Origin of the sequence: Paenibacillus sp. FSL R7-0210, from assembly GCF_038009085.1 — a bacterium.
GTDB classification, from domain to species: Bacteria; Bacillota; Bacilli; order Paenibacillales; family Paenibacillaceae; genus Paenibacillus_AQ; species Paenibacillus_AQ silagei.
On the sequence record NZ_JBBPAR010000001.1, the window covers coordinates 7,536,966 to 7,563,962 of the forward strand.

A 26,997-nucleotide genomic window follows, 5' to 3' on the forward strand; every position below is an offset into this window, starting at 1 on the left:
CACTATGCAAAGTACAAACGGTGAAAAAGTATTCTACAGCTTCAACTATCTGCTGCTGACGCTCGCAGGCATTCTGTGTCTGCTGCCGCTGCTCCATCTGGCATCCCTGTCGCTCAGCGGCAAGGATGCGGTGCTGTCCGGTTTTGTCACCCTGTGGCCGGTGGATTTCACGCTGAGCTCATACACGATGCTCTTTGAAGGAACGCCGGTGGTGCGCGCCTTCGGCAACAGCCTGCTGATTACCCTGGTCGGTGTGGCGGCCAGTATGCTGTTCACCATTTTCGCCGCGTATCCCTTGTCCCGCCGTGATTTCTACGGAAGACGCACGCTGACGCTGGCGATTGTGTTCACGATGCTGTTCACCGGCGGACTGATTCCGACCTATCTCGTGGTCAGCAGTCTTGGCCTGGTGGATTCCTACGCAGCCCTGTGGCTGCCCGCTCTGGTCAGCACCTATAATATGATGATCATGCGGTCTTTTTTCGAGAACATTCCGGAGGAGCTGATCGAGGCGGCCAGAATCGACGGCTCCGGTGAATGGCGGCTGCTGGCGGGCATTATTCTGCCGCTGTCCCTGCCTGTGCTGGCGACCATCGGCCTCTTTTACGGCGTGTATTACTGGAATTCGTTCTTTAACGTCATGATCTATATGAACAGCCCGGAGAAAATCAATCTGACCGTGCTCATCCAGCAGATGGTGAAGAGCCAGGCTGTCCTGCAGGAGCTGAACACCATGAACTCGCAGGAGGTGGTCAATATTACACCGGAGGGCATCAAGGCCGCAGGGATTATGGTTATGGTCATTCCGATGCTGATCGTGTATCCGTTGCTGCAGCGGTATTTTGTCAAAGGCGTAACCATCGGTGCTATCAAGGGCTGACCCCTGCTGCACCATACCTGCAAGTACAAGAACGCCATTATAGGAGGGTCATAATCATATGCACACATCACCTCGGCTAATAAAAACAACTGCTGCCGGTGCAGCTTCCCTGCTGCTCGCCATCGCGGTTACAGGCTGCGGCGGCAATAATGCCGCCACGCAGGGAACAGACAAGGGAGAGGGCTCCGGGAAGCGCGGGACCATCACCGTCTCGCTGTATGACCGCGGCTCGGTACCCGCAGAAGAGGGGACCATGAGCGACAACCGCTGGACGAAGTGGGTCAACGAGAACGGGCCGGTGAACGTCAAATACGTTACCGTTCCGCGCTTCGAATCCCTGCAAAAGTTCAATGTGCTGTTCGCGTCGAAGTCGGCCCCCGACCTGATCTTTGAATTTGATACCGCTTACCAGGGCCAGCTCTACAACCAGAAGCAGCTTCTGCCGCTGGATGACCTGATTGACAGCAGCAGTACAGAATATAAGGCGATGCTGGAGAAATATCCGGCGCTGCGCAAGGCAGGCACCATGGCGGACGGCAAGCTGTATACGGTGGGGCGTCCGGTCCAGTTCGGCCCGCAGCATTATCTGTTTATCCGCAATGACTGGCTGAAGAAGCTGAATCTGGAAGTGCCCACCACACCAGAGGAGCTGCTGAAGGTCGCGAAAGCCTTCACAGAGCAGGACCCCGACGGCAACGGCAAAGCGGACACGTATGGAACCGGGCTAAGCTTCGTGGCCGGCATTATTCTGAACAACATGTTCGGCACCGGGTTCACGCTGTTCGGGGAAGACCAGTATCCGTGGGTGCTGGAGAACGACAAGGTTGTGCATGACTGGGACCGGATTCAGGCGGCGCTCTCCTTCCAGAAGCAGCTGTATGCGGCCGGTGTGGCGGATAAGGATTTCGTCACCGATAAGAACGGCGAGAAGCAGAAGCAGGACTGGATCTCCGGCAAGCTGGGGATTTACGGGGGCAACGGTGCCGATATCGGCACCTATGAGACGTTGAAGAAGAATTCTCCTGAAGCCGAGGTCATTCCGATTGCCTTGCCGACGACGGAATTCGGGCAGTTCAGCCCGACCCTGACCACGCCGATCCAGATGACGGGGATGGTGAATGCTGCAGCCAAAGATCCGGAATCCGTGATGAAGATGATCGACTTCATGGTTGCGGCCCCATACACCACCACCATTCAGAACGGGCTGGAAGGGGTGCATTACAACAAAACCGCCGACGGCCGCGCCGAGGTGATTGATCCGGAGAAAAACAAGAAGGAGCTGGAATACAACCGCGATATGGGGATGCTGACTCCGCTGATCGGCAAGAATTACGGGCTGAAGAACAAGGTCAACCCTACACCTGCCGAGCAGAATTTAATCAAAATCTATGAAATGGCCGAGAAGCTGTACATGGACCCTGACCGCCCGATTGTCGGCATTACGCAAAAGGCCTTCCTGCCGCTGCTGCCGCAGGATCTGACCCAGATCAACACGAACGCGAATAAAACGATTCTCGACCGAGCCATGCAGGCCATTGTCAGCTCCGATCCGGCTTCGGTGGACCAGTTCATTGCGGAGGCCAAGGGCATCTGGGAGAAGGCGGGCGGACCCAAGGTCGATGAGTTCTACGCAGCCTGGTATCAGGACAATAAAGCGGATGCCATCATGCTGAAGGATATTTATGAGATGGGCAAGCAGCTGGATGCGGCTGAATAAATGGAGTCACAGCTTAGGGGGCGAGCAGAGTTGAACAATGGGGTTAGAGCCATTCTGGAGCAGAGCTGGGCGGCGGCCACGGAGAATATTCTGGTGGAAGAAGGTCTGGTGCGCTATAACTGGCCCGGACATACCCGGCAGATCTCGCAGCTGGCGTATTGCCATGAAGCCCGCTTCTCGGCAGGCTATTATGCTTATGGTACACTGCTGGGTCGGCTGGAGGAGCAGGCCGGACTGGAGATGCTTGTAGCCATCGCCGGGCTGCAATTCACCGATCCGGAGCATCCCGATTACGGAGGGTTCCTCTGGTACCGGGAGGAGAAAGTCATTCAGGATTCGAACGCGGCATTCTTTATCCTTATGCCGCTTATAACGGTGCGTCTCTGCAAGCCGGAGGTATTCCCGGCCAGTCATCTGGAGGTGATGCAGCGGATGTTCGGCCATGCGGCGGCCTGGTTCTCCAGGGAGTGCCGGACACCGGAGCTGTTCTACCCGAACAAGACGATGAGCGACGGCGCCATGCTGCTGGCTATCGCCCACTTCCTGGATGAGCCGGAGTATCTGCAGACCGCAAGCGGATATTTCGCCAGATGGGCGGAATATACCGGCCGCCGGGGCTGGGGCTGGGGGGAGAATATCAGCCTCGTCTACCAGGGAGTGATGATGAATGCGCTGAGGATTGCGTGTTTTGTTCTCCAGCAGCATGACCGGGAGCTGTCCGGGCAGCTGTCAGAGCGGATGGATACCCTGAAGAGCATTCTCGTGTTCCATGACGGGGAGGAATTGGTTCCGACCATCCGCAGCTACAACTTCCGGGGAGAGACGGAGCGGCCTAGCTTGCTGTGGGTAATTGCGGGTGTGACGGGGCTGGACCGTCTGGCAGAGCAGACATTCTCGCTTAATGATGTGGCGGCACTGCTCCTGTTCGAAGAGGAGTTGCTTCAAGGGGGTGACCCCTTGGCCGCGCTGCCCGTACCCCGGATGCTGGAGGAGCGGATCTTCGATGCCTCGCGGTCCTACACCTGGATCGGGCAGCATACCCGGCTGGGCAGCATCAACCGCTTTCCGGTCATGCCGGGCAGCTACCAGCACCCCGTCTGGGGTCTGGGCTGGCAGAGCTTCCCGGTCAGCTTCAGCGTGAAGGATCAGCAGGTATCCTATCTGCGCTGGTACGTGGATGATTCCGCATCGGTGCGGACACATCCGGCAGAGGATTACCGGACCGCCTATCTGATGCCCGCGCTGTTTGCAGAGCCGCTGTACCCGGAGGTGGAGACACGAACGGCCCAGCAGGCGAATGCGCTAGTGGTGGTCCGCTCGATGACCCGGCTGCATAACCGGGCCGCGGAGATCGCGGATGAATGGGTCATCCACCGCTATGACGGTGAGGTGGAGCGGGTAGTGAATGCCGCCGGGGACCGGGAATGGCTCGTACTGCGTTATCCGGGCTGTGCGGTGGCGGTCACGGCGCTCAAATGCATTGCTGCCGGGGCAGATGCCCGAGCTGCGCTGCCCGTCACTGTTGTACGCGAGGAGGGAAGGATCAGGCTCCGCCAGGTGCTCTATTCCGGGGACAGTGCCGTCCTGGCGCAGCCCCGCCTGGAAGCGGGCTGGGCGGTGGTATGTCTGGACGAAGCTGCGGAGTCAGCGGACATCCAGAAGCTGCTCGATACGGTGACGGTTGAGGATACGCTGAGGGATGACCGGGAGGTGCCGCGCGAGCCGTGGGCCTTAGTGCGGAGCATTGTGCTGACAGCAGGCAATCAGCCGCCGGTTCAGCTCAACGTTGATCCGTACGCCCCTTAACCAACTTAACCAAGCCACGCATTTCAAGCGGGCAGCCGCAGGGTTTGCCGTGTCCCGATTAAGGGGCAGACGGAAGCAGTAGGCTTAATTGCACTCCATACAACTAAATCGTCCGCTGTACCGCCAAATATCCGTTTAGCTGTATTTCGTACAATTAAATTCCCATCTGCCCCCGGATTCTCACCCCATGGGGCAGATTTAGTTGTACAGACTACAGTTAGCTGAGGAGATTCTACCGTTTCGCGGTTTTTAAATGTACAGAATACAACTATCTCTGAATGTCCACATCGAACATGCTCTACCGGAACACTATACTTGCTTCCATACGGAAAGGTGGCTATTATGAGACAATCAAGCCGAAAGCCGTTTTATGTATACGCTATCATTATGGTTCTGCTGCTGGGCCTTCTCCCGGCAGACCTTGGATCTGTTGCCCGGGCGGACAGTGATTACAGGCTGCAAGAGACCTTTGAGACGTATAGCACCGGTGCGAAGCCGGCCGGATGGACGATCAAGACACCTCCCCAGGGAGTGAGTGTGGGGGTGCAGGCCTGGGAGGGGTATCCCGGCAAGCTGCTGGAGCTAGAGCAGACGAGCAAGCTTGCCAGCAGCTACAGCATTAGCAAATCCGTTACAGATGTGACGTACAGAAGCATGTTCAGCTATTCGTTCAGAGCCGAGCAGACCGGAGCGGTGATCTACCTGCCCACCCCGCAGAGCGGGTCCGTGCCGCTGGTGAAGTTCGCCATTAACAACGGGGCGTTCAGCTATATGAAAAAAGGTGCCGGCTCCTGGACTTCCGTACTGCCGGTATCAGCAGGCGTATGGCATGAGGTGCGCCTGTCGCTCGACGGCGGCGGCCATACCTTCGATCTGTCCATTGACGGCAACCGTCTGCTGACGAAGGAGCCGATGGCCGAGGGAGGGGCGTTAACCTCCTTCTATATGGGATTCTATAAAGACAGCACAGGGAAGATAGGCTTTGACAATTTTATTGTAAGCGGATACAAACAGGCGGTAAGTGCAGCCTTCACCCAGCAGTCTTACGGGCTGCGAAGGGGGGAGAAGCTGTCCCTGCCTCTTCAGTTTACCCCTGCGGATGCTACAGATCAGACGGCTGTGTGGTCTTCCGGCGACGGGGAGGTCGCTACAGTGGATGGCAACGGCCTGGTCACAGGCATCCATCAGGGAACGACCGTGGTGACAGCCCAGCCGAATGAGGGGCTTCCGGCCGTCACTGCGACAGTAGCCGTCTACGAAGATCCGATCACGGATATTGTATTGGCTCCGCTTCAGCGGGCGGTTCCCGCAGGCTCCCGTGTGCTGTTACAGGCAACAGTAACACCGGAAGACAATACGGATACAGGCATCCGGTGGGGAACGGAGGACGAGAGCATTGCCGTCATTGACCGCTACGGAGAATTGGCGGGCGTGAGTGCCGGAACGACAACCGTGTTCGTCACGGATGAGACCGGAAGCGTCCGGGCCGAGACATCCGTTACCGTAACCGGACGGACAACCGGACAGGAGCTGTATGTCGCTCCGGGCGGAGACGACAGCAACAATGACGGCACGGAAGCCTCGCCCTTCCAGACGATTGCCTGTGCCCAGCAGGCGGTGCGCCTGTTGAACGAGGATATGGACTCCGACATTGTTGTCAATCTGAGGGAAGGAACGTATACGCTGACGGAGCCGCTGGAGTTCACACCGGAGGATTCGGGGACGAACGGCTATTTTGTCACTTACCGCAGCTACCCCGGGGAGCAGGCAGCCATCAGCGGCGGGCGGTCCGTCACAGGCTGGACGGTGTTCGACAGCGCTAAGGGCATCTACCGGGCGAATGTCGGAACCGGCCTTCAGACAAGGCAGCTGTTCGTGGATGGTATCCGGGCAGTCCGGGCCCGGAGTACAGCGGGACTCGTGAATCCGCTGAAGACGGCAACCGGCTATACTTCGGATAATACGGAGCTGGCCGGGTGGAGCAATACGTCCGATATGGAGCTGGTATTCAATGAGCTGTGGACGAATTCCCGGATTAAGGTAGAGTCGGTAACCGCTTCAGGCGGCAAAGCACAGATCGTCCTGCAGGAGCCGGGCCGGAGCGCGGTCTTTAACCGGGGATTAACCTCGGCGACTGTACCCGTCTATTACGAGAATGCTATGGAGCTGCTGGATGAGGCCGGGGAATGGTACTATAACCGGAATGAAGGTATGCTGTATTACAAACCGCGTGCCTGGGAGAATCTGTCCACGGCCGGGGTTGTGGTTCCTGTACTGGAGCAGCTCGCCACAGTCTATGGCAGATCGGCCGGCGAGCCGGTGCGCAATCTGAATTTTGAAGGCCTGAAATTCATGTACACCACCTGGAACCGTCCGAGTACAGCAGCGGGACACTCCGATTCCCAGAACAACCATCTGCGTTATCCGTCGATCCCCGATGAGCTGACCGATGCGGCGGTGATGCTGGAGCTGGCCAATACGGTGAATTTCCGCAACAATCAATTCACCAAGCTCGGCATTACGGCGGTGCGGATGCAGAACGGGGTTCAGAACAGCCGGGTTGAAGGCAACCGCTTCTATGATATTTCTGGCAGTGCGTTGAATGTGGGGCAGCCGAATTCCTCCGACCGGAATATCTACCATCCTGCAGACCCCAGGCTGCTGATGAAGAATAATGATGTGCTGAACAATGTGATCCACGACATCGGTATTGACTACAAATCGGCTTCCGCTGTATCCGCAGGGTATCCGGTAGACATGGATATCAGCCATAATGAAATGTACAATCTGCCTTACAGCGGAACCCATATCGGGTATGGCTGGGATAAGCTGTTCGATGCCGCTACCCGGAACGTGAAGATTCAGGATAACCTGATCTATGATCTCATGGGAATGGGCTTTCGTGACGGAGGCGCCATCTACAGTCTCGGACCTACCGGAGCCACCGCAGAGGACAAAAATCTGGTCAGCGGCAACTACATCCGCAACCAGATGGACGGCAATTCCGCCCTGTACACGGATGAAGGCTCCGCCTACTGGAAATTTGAGCACAATGTGATCGACCTGAAGGATGCTCCGCTATGGCATTCATCGCTCCGCTGGGCGATGGCGTATGTGCCGACCATCCATGATGTGGATTTCGTGAACAACTATACAACTACAGACGGCTATACCAACAACGGGCGCAATGTTCTGTTTGAGAACAATACGGTCCGGCCGGATGCAGAGTGGCCTCAGGCGGCACGCTCGATCATTGATCAGGCCGGGCTGGAGCCGGAATATGCCTCTGCAGCAGAAGGGCAGGTCAGCCGCTGGAAGCTTGATCCGCTCAAGCTGACCGCAGGCGGCAGCGGACAGGTCTCCGTCCATGCCATGAACGGCAAAGACCAGCCGCTGGGCAAGGAAACCAGCAGCTTCTATTACAGCATTCTCGATCCGGCCGTAGCCTCGGTTAGTAGCGCGGGCGTGGTCACCGGACTGACCCAGGGACAGACGAAGCTTATCGTGAACATCATTAACGGCTCCATTCTGCGGACAATCACAACGGATGTATTTGTGGGCGATACCTTAGCCACGGTCCGCCTGGAGGGGCATGACGGCAATGTGGCGTATATCCGTGAAGGCACCGACCTGCAATTGCAGCCTTACGGGGAGACGCTGTTCGGCAACCGCGAGGAGCTGGAGGAAGTCACCTATACCAGCAGAAATCCTTCCGTCGTCAGCGTAAGCGGCACCGGCCTGTTGACGGGGCATCAGACCGGCTCGGCTACTCTCACGTTATCGGCCGAATATCTGGGCACCATGACCCAGGGGCAATATGAAGTTAAGGTGTGGAATGAGGCCAGCCAATACGAACATCCCCTGACGGCGGAACTGCAAGACCCTGATGGCTGGTATGTATCGGCAACGGCGAACGGGCTGAAGGAGACCGGGCAAGACAGCCTTACGCTGAGGGCCCCCGGAGGGCATGTCATCTACCAGAACCGCAAGTACCAGAATGAGCTGCTGGATTTCAAGATGAAGATCAATGACAGCGCAGTCTCTACCAACTGGTACGCCCTGATGCTCAATAACCAGAGCAAGGAGCTGAGCTATAGCACCGGCAGCATGTATCTGGTGGTCATAGGGACATCGGGCATCGAGCTGCACCGCTTCAACGAGGGGGTACGAACTGTGATCTACGGCAAGATTGACGGCCTGACCAGCCTCGGCGGGCCGGCGATTCCGAATACAGCCATTACCTTCGGGGTGCAGAGCCGCGTTCAGCTGGGCGCTTTTCAAGAGTCCGGGGGTGTGCGTCTGATCCTGAAGGTGGACGGGGTGCAGATCTTTAATTATCTGGATACCGCCGCAGGGGCGATTGGCGAAGCGGGGTACTTCGGGCTGGTCTCCCGCAATGCGAGCACGGAGCTGGGAGATTGACAGCATAAGCTTATGAATCCGGGTGCGCAGCCCATATCATTAATGAGATAGCCAACATCTGGACTTACAGGGGATGACACCGATGCATAAGAAATGGCTGTACCGACTGATTCTTTCCTACCTGCCGATTCTGTTTGCCGTAGTATTTTGCCTTATTATTCTATTCTTCCTGACCTTAAATGAAGCGATGGAGAGACAGACGGCTCAGGCAAACGGCGTGTACGCGGAAAATGTGCTGCAGATTGTGGACACCACCCTGCGCAACCTGGAGACCACCACGATCAAAAGCCTGCTGCTGGATGAGAAGGTTGGCAGTTATTTCGACCGGCCGGGGAAGCTTGACCCTTATCAGGATTACGGGGTCGCGGAGGTGCTGCTGGATTTCATGTCGCCGCTGCCGATGATTGATTCGGTCTATCTATACCGCGCAACCGACGGCAAGGTGCTGATGCAGCATTTCGCCTCCCGCCTGCCGGACTTCGGGGACCGCAGCTTTATTGAGACTGCGATGGGGAATGCCCCGAGCTATATCTGGAGCGGAATCCGTGACTTGCAGCTTTTCTCCGGGGAGGACCAGCCGAAGTCGGTCATTTCACTTGTGGAGCAGGTGCCTTACTTCTCCGGCGAGCAGGGACTGATTGTCATTAATGTGCGCAAGGAATCTCTGCAGACGCTGATCCAGGATATGAACATGGCGAATACGGAGATCTGTCTGAAGGATGCAGGAGGGATTGCTTTTGCAGGTGCGGATACCTGTTCTGACCCGCAGGTTCAGGATCGGGCGGTTAGCCGGATGTCCCCCTATACCGGCTGGACGATCAAGGTTGGAATGGCGCGGGCGGAGGCCTTCTCGCTGCTGTCGGCCTTCTCCAATATCTGGGCCATTCTGGGCTTTGCGGCTGTCGTTGGCGGTATCGCCGCCATGACGTATATCAGCCACCGGAATTACCGTCCGATTGAGCAGGTCATGAGCCGGATCTACAGGTTCGGAGAGGACCGTGCCTTCGGCTGGAAGCCGCAGAGCAAGGAAGGCGACGAATTTGCCTTCATCGGCCATGCGCTGGAGAGCCTGATCGAGCAGACCAACAGCTATGAGAAGCAGCAGGCCGAGGGGATTCTGCACAGGCGGAATCAGTTATTCAAGGAGCTGCTGGAGAACAGCGGCCAGATGTCGGCGGATAACTGGAGCAGGGAAGCGGAACGGATCGGGATGGACGGTGAATTCGCAGGCGCGGTGGTGGGCATTGCCGAGATTGATTTCTATGAGGCTTTTGCCGCAGGTTACTCGGCACGGGATCAGGCATTGTTCAAATTCACCCTGCGCAGTGTGATTCAGGAGATCTCCGAGAAGGAAGGAGTGTCCCTGTGGACTGAGTGGATCGGACCGGTCCGTCTGGGACTGCTGTTCCGCCGCTCTGCGGATGAGGAGGCAGCGGACATCACAGAGAAGACGCTGATCATTGCTGAATCTGCCCGGTCCTGGGTGAAGCAGCATCTCAAGTTCACGGCTACCTTCGGCATCAGCGGACCTGCCGCCGGTCTCAGCGGCTTATCGGGTGCGTACCGCCAGGCCCTGGGGGCGCTGGACCGCAAAATAACCGCTGGCCCAGGCCGCGTCTATGCGGCGCCTGCCGGCCCGCTGCCTCCGGCTGAAGGAATGGATGTGCTGGTCCAGGCCATCGGTGCCGTTCCCCAGCTGTACCGGCTGGGGAACACAGAGTGGAAGCCGCTGATCGAGCGGATTTTTGAACTGCTGGCAGGCGGCAACTACTCCAAGGAGGATATCGTCCGGCTGCTGAGGCTGCTGGAGACCGGGCTGTCCCGGGAGATGCAGGAGCTGCCGCCGGAGATGAAGGGGATCTGGAATAACGGACGGCTGCGGGGCATTCCGCATTCACCGGAGTCTTTTGAATGGATTGAGGAGCTGCACGGGGAACTGGTCTCTTCGCTGGAGGAGATGGAGGAGGCGCTGAGCAGCCTGCGGATGAACCGGGAGCAGTACACACTCGCCAATAAGGTGCGCGAATACATTGGCTGCAATTACGCGGACCCCGACTTCTCCCTGACCCATGTTGCCGACAGCTTCGCCATGAACACCAAGACGGTAAGCCGGATCTTCAAGGAGGAGATCGGCGAGAACTTCGTCGATTATCTGGCCCGCCTGCGCATGGAGGAGGCCAAGCGCCTGCTGACCGCAACCTCCGAACCAGTGCAGAGCATCGCGGAGCGTGTGGGGTATCTGTACCCCATGTCCTTCATCCGCGTCTTCAAGAAGCTCGAAGGCGTCACGCCGGGCGAATACCGCAAAGCCCAGGGGAGTCCCCTGCATGGTGGTGATAGTGAGGGTGATGGGGAGAGTTAGGCTCATATGGCCATGTGGTGTGAGCGGGGCGCACAGCGATTAGCCGGTTATAGTTGGCGCAGCTACGGGGATATATAGGTGTGTAACAAGACGGCCGGGGTTTCCGGCCGTCTTGTTCGTCTGCTTGCTGCTGAGTCGCTGCCATTCTGGAAAATAACATCGGCGCACGAATGAAGTGCATAAACACACCACATTTTCGCAAATTCACCGTTGGCGCATGTATGCTGTTTTCCGCATACATTTGGTCCATATGTCTGCGTGCGAGCTGAATGTATGCTGTTTTCAGCATACATTGGGTCCATGTGCCTGCGTGCGAGCTGAATGTATGCTGTTTTCCGCATACATTGGTTCAAGTGTCTGCGTGCGAGCTGAATGTATGCTGTTTTCCGTATACATTTGGTCCATGTGCCTGCGTGCGAGGTGAATGTATGCTGTTTTCCGCATACATTGGGTCCATGTGCCTGCGTGCGAGCAGAATGTATGCTGTTTTTCGCATACATTGGTTCACGTGTCTGCGTGCGAGGTGAATGTATGCTGTTTTCCGCATACATTGGTTCACGTGTCTGCGTGCGAGCCCAATGATGAAGGGTATAAATACACTGCATTTACGTAAATCTACCGTCGGCGCACGGATGAAGGGATAAATACACCGTATTTACTGGAATAGCACTGTTGGCGCAAGAGTCAAGTGTATATGTCCCCCCCCAGTGCCGGCGTTGGCAGGCCTCGATCAGCATCTTATTTTCTCCCGGAACAAGCCTCTCCTTTATTCTGAAACATCGGCGGGTAGTCTGCACAGCGCTGACAGTAAGCCCGGATTCGGTTGCCGCATCATGTGCACGTATAGCTGCATTTTTGCATGTCGTTATTATGCTAAAGAAGGGCATGATCGTCAAGGAATCGGCCCGCCGGATACGGTACTCTAAAGGGGAGATGACATAAGGTTGGAGGGATACGATGCAGCGTTGTTTATATAGAGCCGAGTGCCGGGAGGGTGCTAATCCGTCAGTGTTCTGGGGCGCACAGACCGGACTGCTGAATGAACGCATGGACAGGCTGGGCCTGGCACGGCTTAGTATTTTTCAGGATGGTAAGGAGCTGTTTCTGTACTATGAGTGCACCAGCCGGGAGGTGGAGCCGGAGCAGCTATTTCAGGGCGCGGCAGAGATGCTCAAGGAATGGCCGGGAGGGGAGCAGCCCCGGTTGTGGGTGCCTATGATGGATATTTTCCATTATCAGCAGCCGGTCTCTGCAGAGCATTGGAAGCGCAGTCATGCGGCGGGAACCCCCTACGGAAGAGTGGCGGCGCTGAAGCCGGAGCAGGTCGCAAGCTATGTGTATCACCATTATCAGTATCAGGAGGAGCATCCGGGGGACGGCGACAAATATGGGATTATCGGGCTGCATGAGAACCTTCTGTTTTTTTATTCCGAGCTGCCTGCAACGGTGGAGCCAGCCCCGTACGCCGGGAAGCTTGCCACGAATCTCCGGCCGGACAACTGGGGTGAGGTGATGGACCCGCATTTCAGGAAATGGAGTGAGATGCCGCCGGATCAGGCCATTTGGAAAAAGCTTACGCTCGTCCTAACCATCCCCCGCCCCTATGCGGAAAAAGGAGAATGATTATGCTACGTACATCCATATGTCTCAATGGTGAGTGGGATTTCATGCCGCTCTATGACCAGCCGCGCACTCGCGCCCTTCCGGAGAAATTGCAATACGAGGCCCGTAAAATACAGGTTCCATCGAGCTGGCGCTACAGCTATACTGCGCCTTCTGGCAGCAAATTCGGCGAAGTCGCCGACCATAATTTTCAGCCCTTCGATGTGTACAGCTACCCGGAGGAATGGAATGCAGCCGAAGCCGGGGTGCTTCACCGCAGCTTTCAGGTGCCGGAGACAATGCTGGAGCAGCGGGTCGTACTTCGGTTCGATGGCATTATGCAAAAAGCGGCCATCTATCTGGACCGCGAGCGGATTGCGCTCTGGGAGGACGGCTTCCTGCCCTTGCGGCTGGATATCACCGGGCTGGTGAAGCCCGGCCGGGAGCAGCAGCTGCACGTGGTCTGCGGCAGCTTCGACACGGCGGTGCTTCCCTCCGGGGAGACCAAAATCACCGGACTCTCCGGCTCCTGGTTCGGCAGAATCGCCCGGGGCATCTGGCAGGATGTCTTCCTGGAGGCCTATCCGCCGGTATCGCTGGAGGATCTTACGATCCGCACCTCTGTCCGGCAGGGAAGGCTGGAAGTGGATGCCCTGATAAGCGGCACAGAAGACGGTCCCTTGTCCGAAGGACTGCGGGTGCTTTTGCAGGTCAGGGAGCGAACGTCCGGCGTTCCGGCCGCACGGACAGAGCCGCCCCATCTGTCGCAGAAGCTGGCGGCCGCCCGTCCGCTGCCCGTACTTGAAGCGGAAGCCGCAGTAGCGCTTCGCCCTGCGGAGGCTGCGGCAGGACGGCAGTTATGCGTCAATACCGATAGCCGGGAGTGGGGAGGAGCGGCATTCAGCCTGCCCTGGCAGGAGGCCATGCTGTGGAGCCCGGATTCCCCTGTCCTGTATGAGCTGGAGCTAGTGCTTCAATCGGGCGATGTCGTTCTGGACCGCCGGAGCGAGACCTTCGGCTTCCGGGAGTTCTGGTGCGAAGGGCCGCAGTTTATGCTGAACGGGATTCCCGTTAATCTGCGGGGGGACTCTTGGCATTTTCAGGGTGCGGCCCAGCAGACAGAGGACTATATCCGGAGCTGGTACCGGATGTGCCGGCAGGCGGGCATTAACAGCATCCGGCTCCATGCGCAGCCGTATCCGTCAGATTATCTGCGGATTGCCGATGAGGAGGGGATGCTGATTGTCGATGAGACGGCCATCTACGGCTCCAGCAAAAGCATGGATGCCGCGCATCCCGATTTCATCGGCAATTGCCGCGCGCATGTGCAGCGGCTGGTGCAGCGGGACAAGAATCACCCTTCGGTCATCCTGTGGAGTGTGCAGAACGAGATGCGCTGGGTGGATGGACGCGATGAATACAAGCAGCATATCCCCGGCCTGATTGAGCTGATGAAGGCGCTGGATGATACCCGCCCGGTCATGGTGGAAGGGGATAACCGCCTTGTCTCCAGGCAGCAGACCGAGGTGGAGAGCCGCCATTACAACATTGACGGCACCATCGCGCAGTGGGACCGGCGGGTTCCGCTTACCTTCGGCGAGCATGGCGGCTGGTGGTACATCTGTCCGCAGAACAGCAGCATGTACTCGGGAATGGATGTATATAAGGATTCGGACGCAAGTGCTGCCGGTCTGGCCCACAAGGAGCGGCTGTTCGTGGAATATGCACGGCGGCAGGGCGTCTCAGGCATCTCTACCTTTAACTTTGTCCATTACTTCATGCGGGCGATGCCGGAGCAGGAGCTGAAGCTGCCGCAGGCTGATCTGACCACACCCGGCCCCAAGCCTGCTGTGATTCCGGCCTACTCGCTTTCGCTGAATAACGGGCTGCTGCCGGAGGAGTATCCGGTCTACAGGCCTAATCCGGCTTTTGCCATTATGGCCGCGGCCTTCAAGCCGGTAACGCTGATTGCCGCCGAATACAACCGCTGCTTCTTCGATGATGCGCCGGTCTCCCGCAGCTTCGATGTCTATAACGATACGTTGTCCGCGCAGGAAGTGACGATCGAATGTGAGGTCATGCAGGGCGGGCGCAGCGTACACAGCGAGACCCTCCGCTTCCGTCATGAGCCTGCTCAGCGCCGGAGCATCCGGCTGGAGTGGATGCCGGAGCCGGTCAATGGCGAAGGAGCTGGGGTAGCAGTAGGAGATAGGGTAGCAGCAGGAGATGGGCCATCAGTACAAGATGGGGCAGGAGTAGGAAAAGGGGCAAAAGGAGGAGAGGGGGCCGGAGTAGGAGCACCACTAGGTGAAGGAGAAGCCACGCTGTCTGCCCGGCTGTTCCATGGCAGCGAGCTGATGCATGAGCTTGAGGTAAGCTACCGCCTACTGTCCGGCAGCTGCCGGACCGAGCCGGTAGAGATCGCCCTGTCCGCTGCTTACATCGGCTCTGACCGGGACTTCCAGGCGATTCAGGCGCTGGTGCCCGATCTGGTCCGGGTAGAACCGGAAGCTGTAGAAGGGCTTGCCGCCGGGACCCTGCTGATTGTCGGCAGCAAGATGGAGGATAAGGATGGGGCGCTTGACCGGAGGCTGAGAGGATTCGTGCAGCGGGGCGGCCGGCTGCTGCTGCTGGAGCAGCTTCATCTCTCTTGCGGCAGACTGCCGCTCACCCGCCGGGAATTCATCCGCGCACATGCCGGGGATTACGGGCATCCGGTGCTCCGGGGATTAGGCCCGGAAGATCTGATGTACTGGCATGAGGAGCTGCGCGAGGACGGGCCGCTGCCGATCATCCATGCGGCGTTCGAGAAGCCGGTAATCGGCGACTTCACACTGCTGCTGGAATGCAGCGCAGGGGACTTCGGAGACGGCGGCGATCTGTGGTCGCCACTGCTGGAATACCGCAGCGGAGCAGGCATGTTCCTGGCGAATCAGCTGGAGATTATGGACCATCTCCAGCGGGTTCCCCAGGCGCAGCTGCTGCTGCGCAGCCTGCTGCAGTATGCGGGCCGCGCAGTCCACGCGGCCGCTGGTCCGGCGGCTGTTGCGCTGCGGTCCGCCGCGCCGGAGACCGCAGCAGCCGATCTTGCCACCGCCGCCAGGTCCGTCGTAGAGGAGCAATGCGCCGCCGTTCCATCTTGCACCGATCTTACCGCAGCCGTAACTGCTCCAGCCCCGGCTGCGGTGCAGCCCGCAGCAGCCGATCCAGCCGCGGCACAATCCGCTGCGGTCTGGGTCCGCAGCGACAGTCCGGCGGCAGCCTTGCTCGGCAAGCTCCGCCTGAAGGGCCACAGGCTGGACAGCGCCGCAGGCTTGTCCGGCCTGACCCCCGGCCTCCTCGTCGTGGAGGCCGCACTGCTAGGCGCACCGGGCGCGGCGGAAGCCGTCCGCCAGGCAGCCCTGGCCGGCGGCAGCGTGCTGGTGCTGCCGGCAGAACCCGGCGGGCAGGAGGCACTCGCCCGCCTGCTGGACGCTCCCGTGCGCATCGCGCCGCACGGGACGTATCATCTGGCGGCGGACTATGCGCACGCCGCCATGCAGGGCATCAGCCCGGTCGACCTGTTCGGCTTCGACAAGGTGCATCTCTCGCCCCGGGATGTCGTCAACCGGGAGCTGGCCGGGTACAGGCTGGAGGTGCCAGATGCGGAGGTGCTGTGCACCAGCGTCGAAGGCACAGCCTGGAAGGACTATTTCGCCGGGCTGCATACGGCGGAATACAGCAGGCTGGCGCTGGTCGAGCTGAACCGCCGCCAGGCCGCTGCTCCGGGAGCTTTTGTGATCCGGCAGGCGGCCGGAGCAGGAGAGATCGTCTGCTCGCAGCTGCTCGCCGACCCGGATAGCGACAAGAGTCTCAGGCTCTACACGCGCCTGCTCGGCAATCTCGGGGCCGCTTTCGCCGATGAGCTGCTGCTTCATGACAAGGGAGATGCGCAGTGGGCGGTGGAGGCCGCAATGACACTGTTCTGTCCGCCGCATACCGGCTATGAGGCGATGAAGGACTACTATACAGACCCCGAATTCTCCCTGAACAATTTGGGGGAAGGCCTATACGGCTGGATGAAGAAAAAAGAACGGCGCCCGGACGGAACCTTCCTCATCCCCGCACCGGAGGGCCGGCCCCTGTTCCTGAGCTGCTTCGTGCATCTGCCGGAGACGGGGGATGCAACCGAAGCAGCCGCAGGCAGCGGGAAGCCGGGTGGAACGAGAACCGGCAGACTCCGGGTGAACTCGGCCTGTGCTTTTGAGATCTATATGAATGGCAGGCTGGTGCCTGAGCCTGAACAGGAGATTACGCTGGCCAGCAGGATCAACCGCCTGATCGCCATCGTCCGGGGAGCGCAGGAGGATATTGCCTTCGGCATGGTATTCCTGAATACAGACGGCACGTATATGAATGATCTGGAGTTCCGCCTGACAATGGATGAGGTGGAGCCCAAATGAGCAACAGCAAATGGAGAGGAGCAGACGATATGAACGCCAATGAACCGATACCATCCGCAGCATCTGCATCATCCACACCACCCGCAGGCCCTTCCGGCCGCGCACAGAGTAACAAGGCTGTAGAACCGCCTTATGGGGTCAGTCTGCTTGCCCGCACTACTGAGCTGGACCAGTATTTCGCCTTCAATGATGACGCGAGGGAGGTGGAGTTCAAGCGGCATGACATGCCGACCCCTTGGCTGAACTATCTATCCAACGGGACCTTCCATACCATGCTGTCCCATGCGGGCGGCGGACTTTCATTCTATAAGTCTCCGCAGATCTGGCGGATTACCCGCTACCGTTTCTTCCATCTGCCCACCGATCGCTCCGGCCCGTATATTTACTTGCAGGATGCCGGAACAGGCAGCTACTGGTGTCCCACGTATGAGCCGGCCTTCCGGAAGCCGCAGGAGTGGCGGAGCAGCCATGGCATGGGCTATACCCGGTTTGAAGCGCAGGCGGATGAGCTGGCGGCGAAGACGGTTTATTTTGTCGGGCCCTATGAGAATTCCCTGATCTGGAATCTGACGCTGACGAACAATAGCAGCAAGGTCAAGGAGCTGAATGTGTATGCTTACGCCGAGTTTGGGATGATGGAATTCATGCGCGAGCTGCAATGGCAATGCTATAACAAGCATCAGGTGTCGGTGCAGTATCATGAGAAGGAAGCGCTGATCTACAAATACGGGGTGGAAAATCAGCCCAAGCCGGACGAAACTCCGCTCGTCTATATGATGTCCGATGCACCGCTCGCCGGGTATGACGGAGACCGTGAAGAATTCATCGGCAGCTACCGCAGTGAATCCAATCCGGCCGCTATTGAGCAGGGGGGCTGCACCGGCTCGGCCATTCTGGGAGGCGACCCCTGCGGTGCACTCCAGGTCCGGGTAAAGCTTGCGCCCGGCGAGACCCGCACCGTGAACTTTTTCCTCGGAACAGCGATGAACGAGGCTGAGATTGAACGGGCCATCGACCATTCGCGGGAGGCGGATTTCGTCACCCGTTCCTACGCGGCGCTTCAGGAGAACTGGGAGCATTACCTCGGGGCATGGAATTGTGAACTGCCGGATCAGGATGCGCAGCGTATGCTTAACACCTGGAATCCGTACCAGTCGCAACGGAATTTCCTTTTCTCGCGCAATATTTCGTACTATGCCACCGGTACCTTCCGGGGCGTAGGTTACCGGGATACCGCACAGGATATTCTGGCAGTCGTACCATACGATCCCGAGGCCGCCAAAGATAAAGTCCGCCTGCTCCTCGGGCAGCAGTATCAGGACGGGCATGTGAATCATTACTTTTTCCCGAATGAGGGTTGGGACCCGGTGACCAGCATCCATTCGGATGATCACCTGTGGACGGCGCTGGCCGTTTGGGACATTCTTGCCGAGACCGGAGACGCGGCATTCCTTCAGGAAAATATTCCGTTCTATGATGGCGGTGAAGCGCCGCTCTATGAACATTTGAAGCGGGCGATTGATTTTACCGTCTCCAGGCTGGGACCGAACGGCTTTCCGCTGATGCTGCGCTCGGACTGGAATGACCAGCTTTTCCGCGTATGCCGTGAGGGCAGGGGGGAGAGCATCTGGACAGCAATGCAGTTCGGGACGGTGCTGCTGCGTATGAAGGATCTGGCGGCGGCTTCCGGTTACCCGGAGCATGCGGCGTACTATGACCGGCTCTATGGGGAGCAGAAGTCGCTCGTGAACACGCTGGGCTGGGACGGGAAGTGGTTCCGGCGGGCGGTGATGGATGACGGGCGGTATCTGGGTACCGCCGAGCATGAGGAGGCCCAGATCTGGCTCAATGCCCAGACCTGGGCGACCCTGTCCGGGATGGCCGAGCCTGACAAGGGGCTGAAGGCGATGGACAGTGTGCGCGACATTCTCGATACAGAGCTGGGTATCAAAAAACTGCATCCGTCCATCACCACCTTCCCCGATCCCGCCGATCCGCTAACCAACTATAACAAAGGAACCGGAGAGAACGGGGCCGTCTTCTGCCACGCCAATACCTGGGCGATTATTGCGGAGTGCATGCTGGGCAGAGGGGATCAGGCGTACAAATATTACCGCCAGCTGATCCCGAACATCGCCATGGAGCAAGCCGGAATCTGGCGCTACAAGGCAGAACCGTATGTCTATGCCTCGAACCTGTTCGGGCCGGAGTCCGACCGCTTCGGTCTGGCGAATGTATCCTGGCTGACCGGGACGGCTGCGTGGATGTATGTAGCTGCTACACAGTACATTATGGGCATCAAGCCGGTGCTGGCCGGACTGTCCATTAACCCGTGCATCCCGTCTGCCTGGGAGGGCTTCTCGGTCACCCGGCGGTTCCGTGGCTGCGAGTATGAGATTACCGTGAAGAACAACAGCCATGTCTGCTCAGGCGTCCAAGAAATCCGGGTGGACGGCGAACGGCTCGAAGGAACAGTCATCCCCGCATATCCGCACAAACAATCAGTGAAAGTGGAGGTCATATTATAACGATAGGCTTTCTGTATAGACAGAGTGTCTAAGTTAGATTCAGAGTATATAAGCAGTGTATAAAAAGTGTCCCGCTAACGGCTTTAGCAGCGCCCCGGCGGGACTTTTTGTTAGTGTTCAACGACAGCCGGTTGATGCAACCCCCTCTTTCCCAAAAATCAGGCTTGCCCCCGGGTTTACTTTTACGCCTGGCGTGGTATAGTATAGTTATAAGTTGCGCGAAGGAAATATAGTTGCTCTATTGCAACAATGATTATCATTCTCATTTATCTTTCAGTCATTATCCTCAACTACCATACCCATTCAACATGCTGTCCCGGCGATGCCGGGGCAGCATGTGTCATTTTAAGGGTGTTAATAATGGCTCTCATTCTCAAGTGTGCGCTTAACCAAAACCATTCAGGAAGGTGATTGTTCATGCAAGCAACCTCGAAATCAATGCCCAAATCTATAGCGCGTCAAGGAGGGGCGCAGCAGCCCCGCACTCCGGGACCGCGCCGCTTCGATCCGCTGGCGATGCTCAGCAACTCCGAAATGCAGGCCGCTCTGGGGAGCGGGCTGATTATGCTCGTAGCCTGGGCTACCAGCGGCTGGTCGGAGGTCTTATCCGTTATCCTCTATGTGATCTCTTATACACTGGGCGGCTGGATGAAGGCGAAAGAAGGCGTGGAGACGCTGGTCAAGGAGCGTGACCTGGATGTCAACCTGCTGATGATCGCTGCAGCGCTGGGTGCCGCCTCCATCGGGTACTGGAATGAAGGGGCGATGCTGATTTTCATCTTTGCCCTGAGCGGAGCGTTGGAGAGCTACACCATGGAGCGCAGCAAAAAGGACATCTCCGCTCTGCTGGCCCTCAAGCCTGCTACTGCGGTCCGGATTGAGCAGGGGGCGATGAGTGAGGTAACGATTGATGAGCTCATGCTCGGAGATCTGCTGCTGATCCGTCCGGGTGAACTGATTCCCGCTGATGGCAAGGTATGCCGGGGGGAATCATCTGTGAATCAGGCCTCCATCACGGGAGAATCGCTTCCCGTAGACAAAGCTGCCGGCAGTGAAGTATTCGCCGGTACCGTTAATGGAGAAGGCCCCCTCTATATAGAAGTGACGAAGACGGCCGAGAATACGCTGTTCGCCAAAATCATCCGCATGGTGGAAGAGGCGGAGAACGAAGTGCCGGATTCGCAGCGTTTTATCAAACGGCTTGAATCCGTATATGCCCGAGTTGTCGTGGCTGCCACGGTCCTGCTGATCACCTTGCCGCCGTTTGTGCTGGACTGGAGCTGGAGCAATACGTTCTACAAGGCAATGGTCTTCCTGGTCGTGGCTTCCCCGTGTGCGCTGGTATCCTCCATCATGCCCGCCATGCTGTCGGCCATCTCCAAGAGCGCCCGCAAAGGCATCCTGTTCAAAGGCGGGGTACATCTGGAGAATATGGCACGGACCTCGGTCGTTGCTTTTGACAAAACGGGTACCCTGACGGAAGGCATCCCGCAGGTCACGGACTTCATCGCCGGAGAAGGCTATGTGCGGGAAGAGCTGCTGGCCGTGAGCGCCTCTATTGAGAAGCTGTCGGGGCATCCGCTGGCAGAGGCCATTGTCGCGCTGGCGGAAGCGGAACAGATCGGACTGCGGGATATTGAAGAGAGCCAGTCGGTCACCGGCTGGGGAATTGAAGGCGTCATCGACGGCCAGTTGTGGCGGATCGGCAAGTCGAATCTGCTGGATGAAGCGGAAGGGGCGGCTGCCGGGGCGGATACGGACCATTGGAAGGCTCTGCGCAGCAGGCTGGAACAGGAAGGCAAAACGGTATCGCTGATCCTTTCCGGAGAGACCATTGCCGGAATGATTGCCCTGCAGGACACTGTGCGCCCGCAGGCGGCGGCTGCCGTGCGCAAGCTGCATGATCTGGGGATCAAGGTAGCGATGCTGACCGGTGACCGCGAGGCTACAGCCCGGGTCATTGCGGGTGAGAGCGGCGTAGATCTCGTGTTCGCCGGGCTTTTGCCGGAAGATAAGGTATCACACATCAAGGCGCTGCGGGAGCAATACGGTCATGTTATCATGGTAGGCGACGGGGTGAATGATGCACCTGCGCTCGCAACCGCAACAGTTGGCATGGGCATGGGGATGAAGGGCAGCGGGGCTGCCCTGGAGATTGCTGATGTGGTGCTGATGAATGACAACATTGAGGAGATTGCCGGGACGATTGCCCTGGCGCGCCGGACGCAGCGGATTGTGAAGCAGAATATGATTTTTGCCGTAACGGTCATTGCCGCCTTGATGATCAGCAACTTTGTGCAGGGGATTGCGCTGCCGTTCGGGGTGGTCGGGCATGAGGGAAGTACGATTCTCGTTATCCTTAACGGTTTGCGTCTGCTGCGTTAGAGGCCGGTACAATGGAGGGAGCAGCTGAATAGGTGCGCCCGCTTATTTTAAATTGCTTAAAATTGAATTGTTCACAAAATGGAGCGTTTACAACGGGTCTGGCATATTGACAACTCCCCTTGAGGTGATCATAATAAATACTAGATTATAATTATTTTAAATAAGGAATGGCGTCTTTTCCGTCCATCTCAAGGGGGATATCATCATGTACAAATCAATTATTGTCGGTACTGGACCGGCCGGATTGACAGCTGCTATATATTTGGCCCGTGCGAACCTGAACCCGCTCGTTATCGAAGGTCCGCAGCCAGGCGGACAGCTTACAACTACAACGGAGATCGAGAACTTCCCGGGATTCCCGGAAGGCATTCTGGGTCCCGATCTGATGGATAATATGCGCAAGCAGGCTGAGCGATTCGGCGCACAGTTCGTGACCGGCTGGGTGAACAGCGTGGAGCTGGGCGACCGTCCGTTCAAGCTTAACGTGGAAGGTATGGGCACACTGATTACGGATACGCTGATTATCTCCACGGGTGCCACAGCCAAGTATCTCGGAATTCCCGGGGAACAGGATAATATTGGCCGCGGGGTCAGCACTTGTGCTACCTGTGACGGATTTTTCTTCCGCGGCAAAGAGATCGTGGTGGTCGGCGGCGGCGATTCCGCGCTTGAAGAAGCGGGCTTCCTGACACGCTTTGCATCCAAGGTAACCCTGGTGCACCGCCGTGAAGAGCTGCGGGCCTCGAAGATTATGCAGGATCGTGTCCGTGATAACGCCAAAGTGACCTGGGGACTGAACCGCACCCCTGTTGAAGTGATTGCCGGAGACAAGGGCGTAACCGGGCTGAAGGTTGTCAACAACGAGACTGGCGAAGAAGAGTTCATTGAAGCCAGCGGCGTATTCGTGGCGGTCGGCCATCATCCGAATACGGCATTCCTGGGCGGACAGATCACTACGGATGCCAACGGTTATATCGTATCGAATCCCGGCACCTCCGAGACGAACATTCCCGGCGTATTCGCCTGCGGCGATGTGCAGGATACCCGTTACAGACAGGCCATTACGGCTGCAGGCAGCGGCTGTATGGCGGCTATGGATGCCGAGAAATATATCGAGAGCCTGGAGCACAGCGCGGTAATTATGTAAGTCTGGCATTTGGAGAAGCAGGGATTCCGGTGCTACAATAGAGCTCAGAGTCTAATACTTAGATACGAGGAGGAAATCATACTATGGAGAATGTAATTGTGTACACATCGACGAATTGCCCGCATTGCCGTCAGGTGAAAAGCTTCCTGAGCGATAAAGGGGTAGCCTACGAAGAACGCAACATCGAGCAGAATGAAGAGTACGCCCAGCAGGTGTGGGATATGGGCATGAGAGCTGTGCCGATTACGGTGATCGGGGATATGAAGATCGTCGGTATGAACAAGACCAAGTTCGACAAGGCTTTGGCTGCAACGGAATAATAGCCGGCAGTCCTGAAATATATAGAGCCGCTTCCCGGTGGGAGGCGGCTTTTTGCGGTGCATGCGGAGGAAAAACAACATTTAAATCTGCCCATTGGCCTGGCCTGCTTTAGCGAAAATGAACAATCTTAAATGCTGCTTCTCTACTTGCTTACGTCATTTCTGTCTGCTTGCAGGCCTCAGGTAAGAGACATGAACATCTGAAAGACAGCATAGACGGCAATGCCGCTGGCGATAAGGAGGAATCCCGATTTCTTCCGCGACTGGAACAGACGCAGGACACCGAGGCTGACGAGCGGAGCAATGATGAGCAGCAGCAGCAGCACTGCGATGAACATCTTCGCCGAAATATCAGACGTATCAACATAAGTCATGGATTCTCTCTCCATTTCAGAAAAAGGGGTGTGGTGACAAATGTCACACGAGTATCCTTATTATATAGGATAGCCACTCCTTATAGAGCAGGAAATGCAGAAAAAAATGCGGCGATTTTAAGAAATATAAGAATTTAAGGGTCTATAGGGTGACGCGGATGTTGCCCAGAAAATGCATCACCGCTGAAAAACCCGCTCCAATCATGGTTCCCCGGCTTCCCAGCCTGGAGAAGGTGATTTCGAGCTGCTGCTTGTGGTAGGGGAGGGTACGCTCAGCTACCACCCGGCGCAGCGGCTCGCCGAGCCACGGCTCCGCCTCCGATAGAGCGCCGCCGATCACGATCAGCTCAGGGTTGAAGCTGTTGATCAGATTGGTAACTCCGATCCCCAGATACTCTCCAATGGAGTTGAAATGGCTTAGCGTATCGGACTGCCCCTCAAGCGCATACTTGACCAGTCCGGTCGTTGTGCGGGCCGGGAGGGAGAGGCCGGGGTTATCATAGGTTTTCTCGGAGGCGTACAGCTCCCAGCAGCCCCGGCTGCCGCAGCTGCAAGGCTTGCCTTCCGCTTCAATCGTCATATGTCCGGTCTCACCCGCATAGCCGCGCGCGCCCTTGTACAACTCTCCGCCGATAATAATCCCCGACCCGATCCCCGAGCCTGCGCTGATATACAGCAGATGGCGCACATCGCGGGCCGCCCCGAAGTTCAGCTCACCCTGAGCCCCTGCGTTGGCCTCATTATCAATGGTGACTGGCACCGCGAAGGCGCTTTCCAGAATCGAACGCAGGTCTACCATCTCCCAGCCCAGGTTGGGCGCGAACAGGACAACGCCGTGCTCATCGACCATTCCCGGGACGCCGACACCAATGCCGACGAGTCCATAATGTGAAGGCGGGGCCGTAGCGATTAGCTCCGAAATCATCTGCTGCATCTGCCCGAGCACATAAGGGAAGTCGTGGTTCTCCAGCACACTGTCCCGTTCATGAAGAATGCCGCCCCCCAGGTTGCAGAGTACGGCCTTAAGCTGTTTCACGCGCAGCTCGATCCCGATCACACTTCCCGCCATTTCGTTAAAATGCAGCATCAGCGGCTTACGCCCGCCGCTGGATTCTCCGGGTCCAGCCTCGGTTACGAGCTGCTGCCCGCATAGCTCGGCTACCAGATTGGAGACGGTAGCTTTATTCAATCCTGTCACCTCGGACACCTTGGCCCGCGAGATGGGGGAATGCATACGGATGGTATGTAAAATAATCGATTTGTTTATTTTTTTGACCAGCGCCTGATCACCGGTAACTTTCAAGCAGCACACTTCCTTTTACAATATAAGAATTTATCAGTATAGAACCGAGTAGATTACTGGGCCCTTGCACAGGCGGGAGGAGGGTAGCTGTGAAGACGCTCTCCGCTGCGCGGGTATGCCCCCTAGTCTAGAATGAAGAGCGTAAAAATGCAACTATATCCGTTGGAGCTGGACGGTCCGAACGTTACATATTTTTAAATAACTGGAACTTATGAAGGTGAATATAAGCTCCGGTAGACACGCGAAACAGCGGGGAAAATAAAAATAAAAAAACTTTGTTTAACCAATATACAAAGTCAAAGAGATGTGTTAAGATGATGCTGTAAACGCTTGCGGGCGAAGCAAAATATCGAGGAGGATTTTACAAATGGCTTATTTTGAAACAGTGAGCAAGATCTCTTACGAGGGAAGCCGTTCCACCAACCCTTATGCATTCAAATTCTACAATCCTACAGAAATCGTAGCCGGCAAAACAATGGAAGAACACCTGAAATTTGCAATGGCTTACTGGCATACATTAACAGCTGGCGGTTCCGACCCGTTCGGCGCTGAAACTGCAGTCCGCGCTTGGGACAAACTGAGCACGCTGGACAAGGCTAAGGCCCGTGCAGAAGCAGCATTCGAATTCATGGAGAAGATGGACCTGCAGTACTACTGCTTCCATGATGTGGACATCGCTCCTGAAGGCGCGTCCCTGCGTGAATTCTACAGCAACATCGATACGATCGTAGACATCCTTGAACAAGGCATGAAGGCTTCCGGCAAAAAACTGCTGTGGAACACTGCCAACATGTTCACCAACCCGCGCTACATGCACGGTGCAGGCTCCACCTGCAACGCTGACGTATTCGCACACGCTGCTGCACAAGTGAAGAAAGGTCTGGAAGTGGGTAAACGTCTGGGCGCTGACAACTATGTATTCTGGGGCGGCCGTGAAGGTTATGAAACACTGCTGAACACCAATATGCAACTGGAGCAGGACAACATTGCCCGCCTGTTCAGTATGGCTGTAGATTATGCGAAGGAAATCGGCTTCGACGGCCAGTTCCTGATCGAGCCTAAGCCGAAAGAGCCTACCAAGCACCAGTATGACTTCGATGCAGCAACCTGCATCGCATTCCTGCAGAAGTACAACCTGGATAAGCACTTCAAGCTGAACCTTGAAGCGAACCATGCTACACTGGCTGGCCACACATTTGAGCACGAGCTGCACGTAGCCCGTATCAACGGTATGCTGGGATCACTCGATGCGAACCAGGGCGATCCATTGCTCGGCTGGGATACAGATGAATTCCCTGCAAGCATCTACGATGCTACACTGACTCTCTATGAAGTACTGAAGAACGATGGTCTGGGCAAAGGCGGAATCAACTTTGACTCCAAAGTACGCCGTCCTTCCTTCGAGCCTGAGGATCTGTTCCTGGCACATATCTCCGGTATGGACGTATACGCTAAGGGCCTGAAGGTAGCTGCTAAGCTGCTGGAAGACGGCGTATTCGAGAACTTCATCGCTGAGCGTTACAGCAGCTTCAACGAAGGCGTTGGCGCTGACATCGTATCCGGCAAAGCGACACTGGCTTCGCTGGCTGACTACGCGCTGAACAACGAGAGCCCGCGTCCGAACAAATCCGGACGTCAGGAACTGCTGAGAGCTACACTTAACCAGTACATCCTGACTGCTGAGTAAGACGCTGCCGGATTTGCGGGAT

General features: G+C 57.1%; 14 protein-coding genes. 12 read left to right on the forward strand and 2 right to left on the reverse strand.

What is annotated here, in order from left to right; translation table 11 throughout:
* Positions 1-4: 4 nt before the first annotated feature.
* The 11 genes from MKY64_RS32345 to MKY64_RS32395 all read left to right on the forward strand — a co-directional run bounded on the left by MKY64_RS32345 (position 5) and on the right by MKY64_RS32395 (position 23,611).
* Positions 5-880, forward strand: a complete 876-nt coding sequence (locus MKY64_RS32345; protein WP_076080366.1) for a carbohydrate ABC transporter permease — start codon at positions 5-7, stop codon at positions 878-880.
* Positions 881-938: 58 nt separating this feature from the next.
* Positions 939-2,597: an extracellular solute-binding protein gene (locus MKY64_RS32350; protein WP_340957922.1), complete on the forward strand. Its 1,659-nt coding sequence runs from the start codon at positions 939-941 to the stop codon at positions 2,595-2,597.
* A 30-nt stretch (positions 2,598-2,627) separates the two neighbouring features.
* Positions 2,628-4,403: a hypothetical protein gene (locus MKY64_RS32355; protein WP_340957923.1), complete on the forward strand. Its 1,776-nt coding sequence runs from the start codon at positions 2,628-2,630 to the stop codon at positions 4,401-4,403.
* Between the two features lie 342 nt (positions 4,404-4,745).
* Positions 4,746-8,825, forward strand: coding sequence for an Ig-like domain-containing protein (locus MKY64_RS32360; RefSeq protein WP_340957924.1), 4,080 nt, complete (start codon positions 4,746-4,748; stop codon positions 8,823-8,825).
* A gap of 82 nt (positions 8,826-8,907) precedes the next feature.
* The gene (locus MKY64_RS32365) at positions 8,908-11,187 is read left to right on the forward strand and encodes a helix-turn-helix domain-containing protein (protein WP_340957925.1); all 2,280 of its coding nucleotides are present in this window, start codon (positions 8,908-8,910) and stop codon (positions 11,185-11,187) included.
* Positions 11,188-12,144: 957 nt separating this feature from the next.
* Positions 12,145-12,810, forward strand: a complete 666-nt coding sequence (locus MKY64_RS32370; RefSeq protein WP_340957927.1) for a hypothetical protein — start codon at positions 12,145-12,147, stop codon at positions 12,808-12,810.
* A gap of 2 nt (positions 12,811-12,812) precedes the next feature.
* Positions 12,813-17,231, forward strand: a complete 4,419-nt coding sequence (locus MKY64_RS32375; protein ID WP_340957928.1) for a glycoside hydrolase family 2 protein — start codon at positions 12,813-12,815, stop codon at positions 17,229-17,231.
* Positions 17,228-19,759, forward strand: coding sequence for a GH36-type glycosyl hydrolase domain-containing protein (locus MKY64_RS32380; RefSeq protein ID WP_340957929.1), 2,532 nt, complete (start codon positions 17,228-17,230; stop codon positions 19,757-19,759). The genes MKY64_RS32375 and MKY64_RS32380 overlap by 4 nt, the downstream gene beginning before the upstream one ends.
* Positions 19,760-20,176: 417 nt before the next feature.
* Positions 20,177-22,144, forward strand: a complete 1,968-nt coding sequence (locus tag MKY64_RS32385) for a heavy metal translocating P-type ATPase (protein WP_339311620.1) — start codon at positions 20,177-20,179, stop codon at positions 22,142-22,144.
* A 205-nt stretch (positions 22,145-22,349) separates the two neighbouring features.
* Positions 22,350-23,291 carry a thioredoxin-disulfide reductase gene (gene trxB / locus MKY64_RS32390; protein ID WP_340957931.1) on the forward strand — a complete coding sequence of 314 codons (942 nt, stop codon included), beginning with the start codon at positions 22,350-22,352 and terminating at the stop codon, positions 23,289-23,291.
* An 83-nt stretch (positions 23,292-23,374) separates the two neighbouring features.
* Positions 23,375-23,611, forward strand: coding sequence for a glutaredoxin family protein (locus MKY64_RS32395; protein ID WP_036694922.1), 237 nt, complete (start codon positions 23,375-23,377; stop codon positions 23,609-23,611).
* A gap of 179 nt (positions 23,612-23,790) precedes the next feature.
* Here the strand turns inward: MKY64_RS32395 and MKY64_RS32400 are convergent, their stop codons facing one another.
* Together MKY64_RS32400 and MKY64_RS32405 are read right to left on the reverse strand one after the other, a co-directional pair.
* Entirely contained in the window at positions 23,791-23,985 is a 195-nt protein-coding gene (locus tag MKY64_RS32400; protein WP_036694925.1) for a hypothetical protein, read from the reverse strand.
* A gap of 142 nt (positions 23,986-24,127) precedes the next feature.
* Positions 24,128-25,288 carry an ROK family transcriptional regulator gene (locus MKY64_RS32405; RefSeq protein WP_340957932.1) on the reverse strand — a complete coding sequence of 387 codons (1,161 nt, stop codon included), beginning with the start codon at positions 25,286-25,288 and terminating at the stop codon, positions 24,128-24,130.
* A gap of 367 nt (positions 25,289-25,655) precedes the next feature.
* Between MKY64_RS32405 and xylA the strand changes: the two genes are divergently transcribed.
* Positions 25,656-26,975 (forward strand): xylose isomerase, encoded by a 1,320-nt coding sequence (gene xylA / locus MKY64_RS32410; protein WP_036730361.1) that lies wholly within the window; start codon positions 25,656-25,658, stop codon positions 26,973-26,975.
* Positions 26,976-26,997: the final 22 nt, after the last annotated feature.

Excerpts from the sequence above, each read along its gene's own strand:
- MKY64_RS32345 (WP_076080366.1), top strand. The coding sequence starts at position 5 with ATGCAAAGTACAAACGGTGAAAAAGTATTCTACAGCTTCAACTATCTG.
- MKY64_RS32350 (WP_340957922.1), top strand. The coding sequence starts at position 939 with ATGCACACATCACCTCGGCTAATAAAAACAACTGCTGCCGGTGCAGCT.
- MKY64_RS32360 (WP_340957924.1), top strand. The coding sequence starts at position 4,746 with ATGAGACAATCAAGCCGAAAGCCGTTTTATGTATACGCTATCATTATG.
- MKY64_RS32365 (WP_340957925.1), top strand. The coding sequence starts at position 8,908 with ATGCATAAGAAATGGCTGTACCGACTGATTCTTTCCTACCTGCCGATT.
- MKY64_RS32370 (WP_340957927.1), top strand. The coding sequence starts at position 12,145 with ATGCAGCGTTGTTTATATAGAGCCGAGTGCCGGGAGGGTGCTAATCCG.
- MKY64_RS32375 (WP_340957928.1), top strand. The coding sequence starts at position 12,813 with ATGCTACGTACATCCATATGTCTCAATGGTGAGTGGGATTTCATGCCG.
- MKY64_RS32380 (WP_340957929.1), top strand. The coding sequence starts at position 17,228 with ATGAGCAACAGCAAATGGAGAGGAGCAGACGATATGAACGCCAATGAA.
- MKY64_RS32385 (WP_339311620.1), top strand. The coding sequence starts at position 20,177 with ATGCAAGCAACCTCGAAATCAATGCCCAAATCTATAGCGCGTCAAGGA.
- trxB (WP_340957931.1), top strand. The coding sequence starts at position 22,350 with ATGTACAAATCAATTATTGTCGGTACTGGACCGGCCGGATTGACAGCT.
- MKY64_RS32395 (WP_036694922.1), top strand. The coding sequence starts at position 23,375 with ATGGAGAATGTAATTGTGTACACATCGACGAATTGCCCGCATTGCCGT.
- MKY64_RS32400 (WP_036694925.1), bottom strand. The coding sequence starts at position 23,985 with ATGACTTATGTTGATACGTCTGATATTTCGGCGAAGATGTTCATCGCA.
- xylA (WP_036730361.1), top strand. The coding sequence starts at position 25,656 with ATGGCTTATTTTGAAACAGTGAGCAAGATCTCTTACGAGGGAAGCCGT.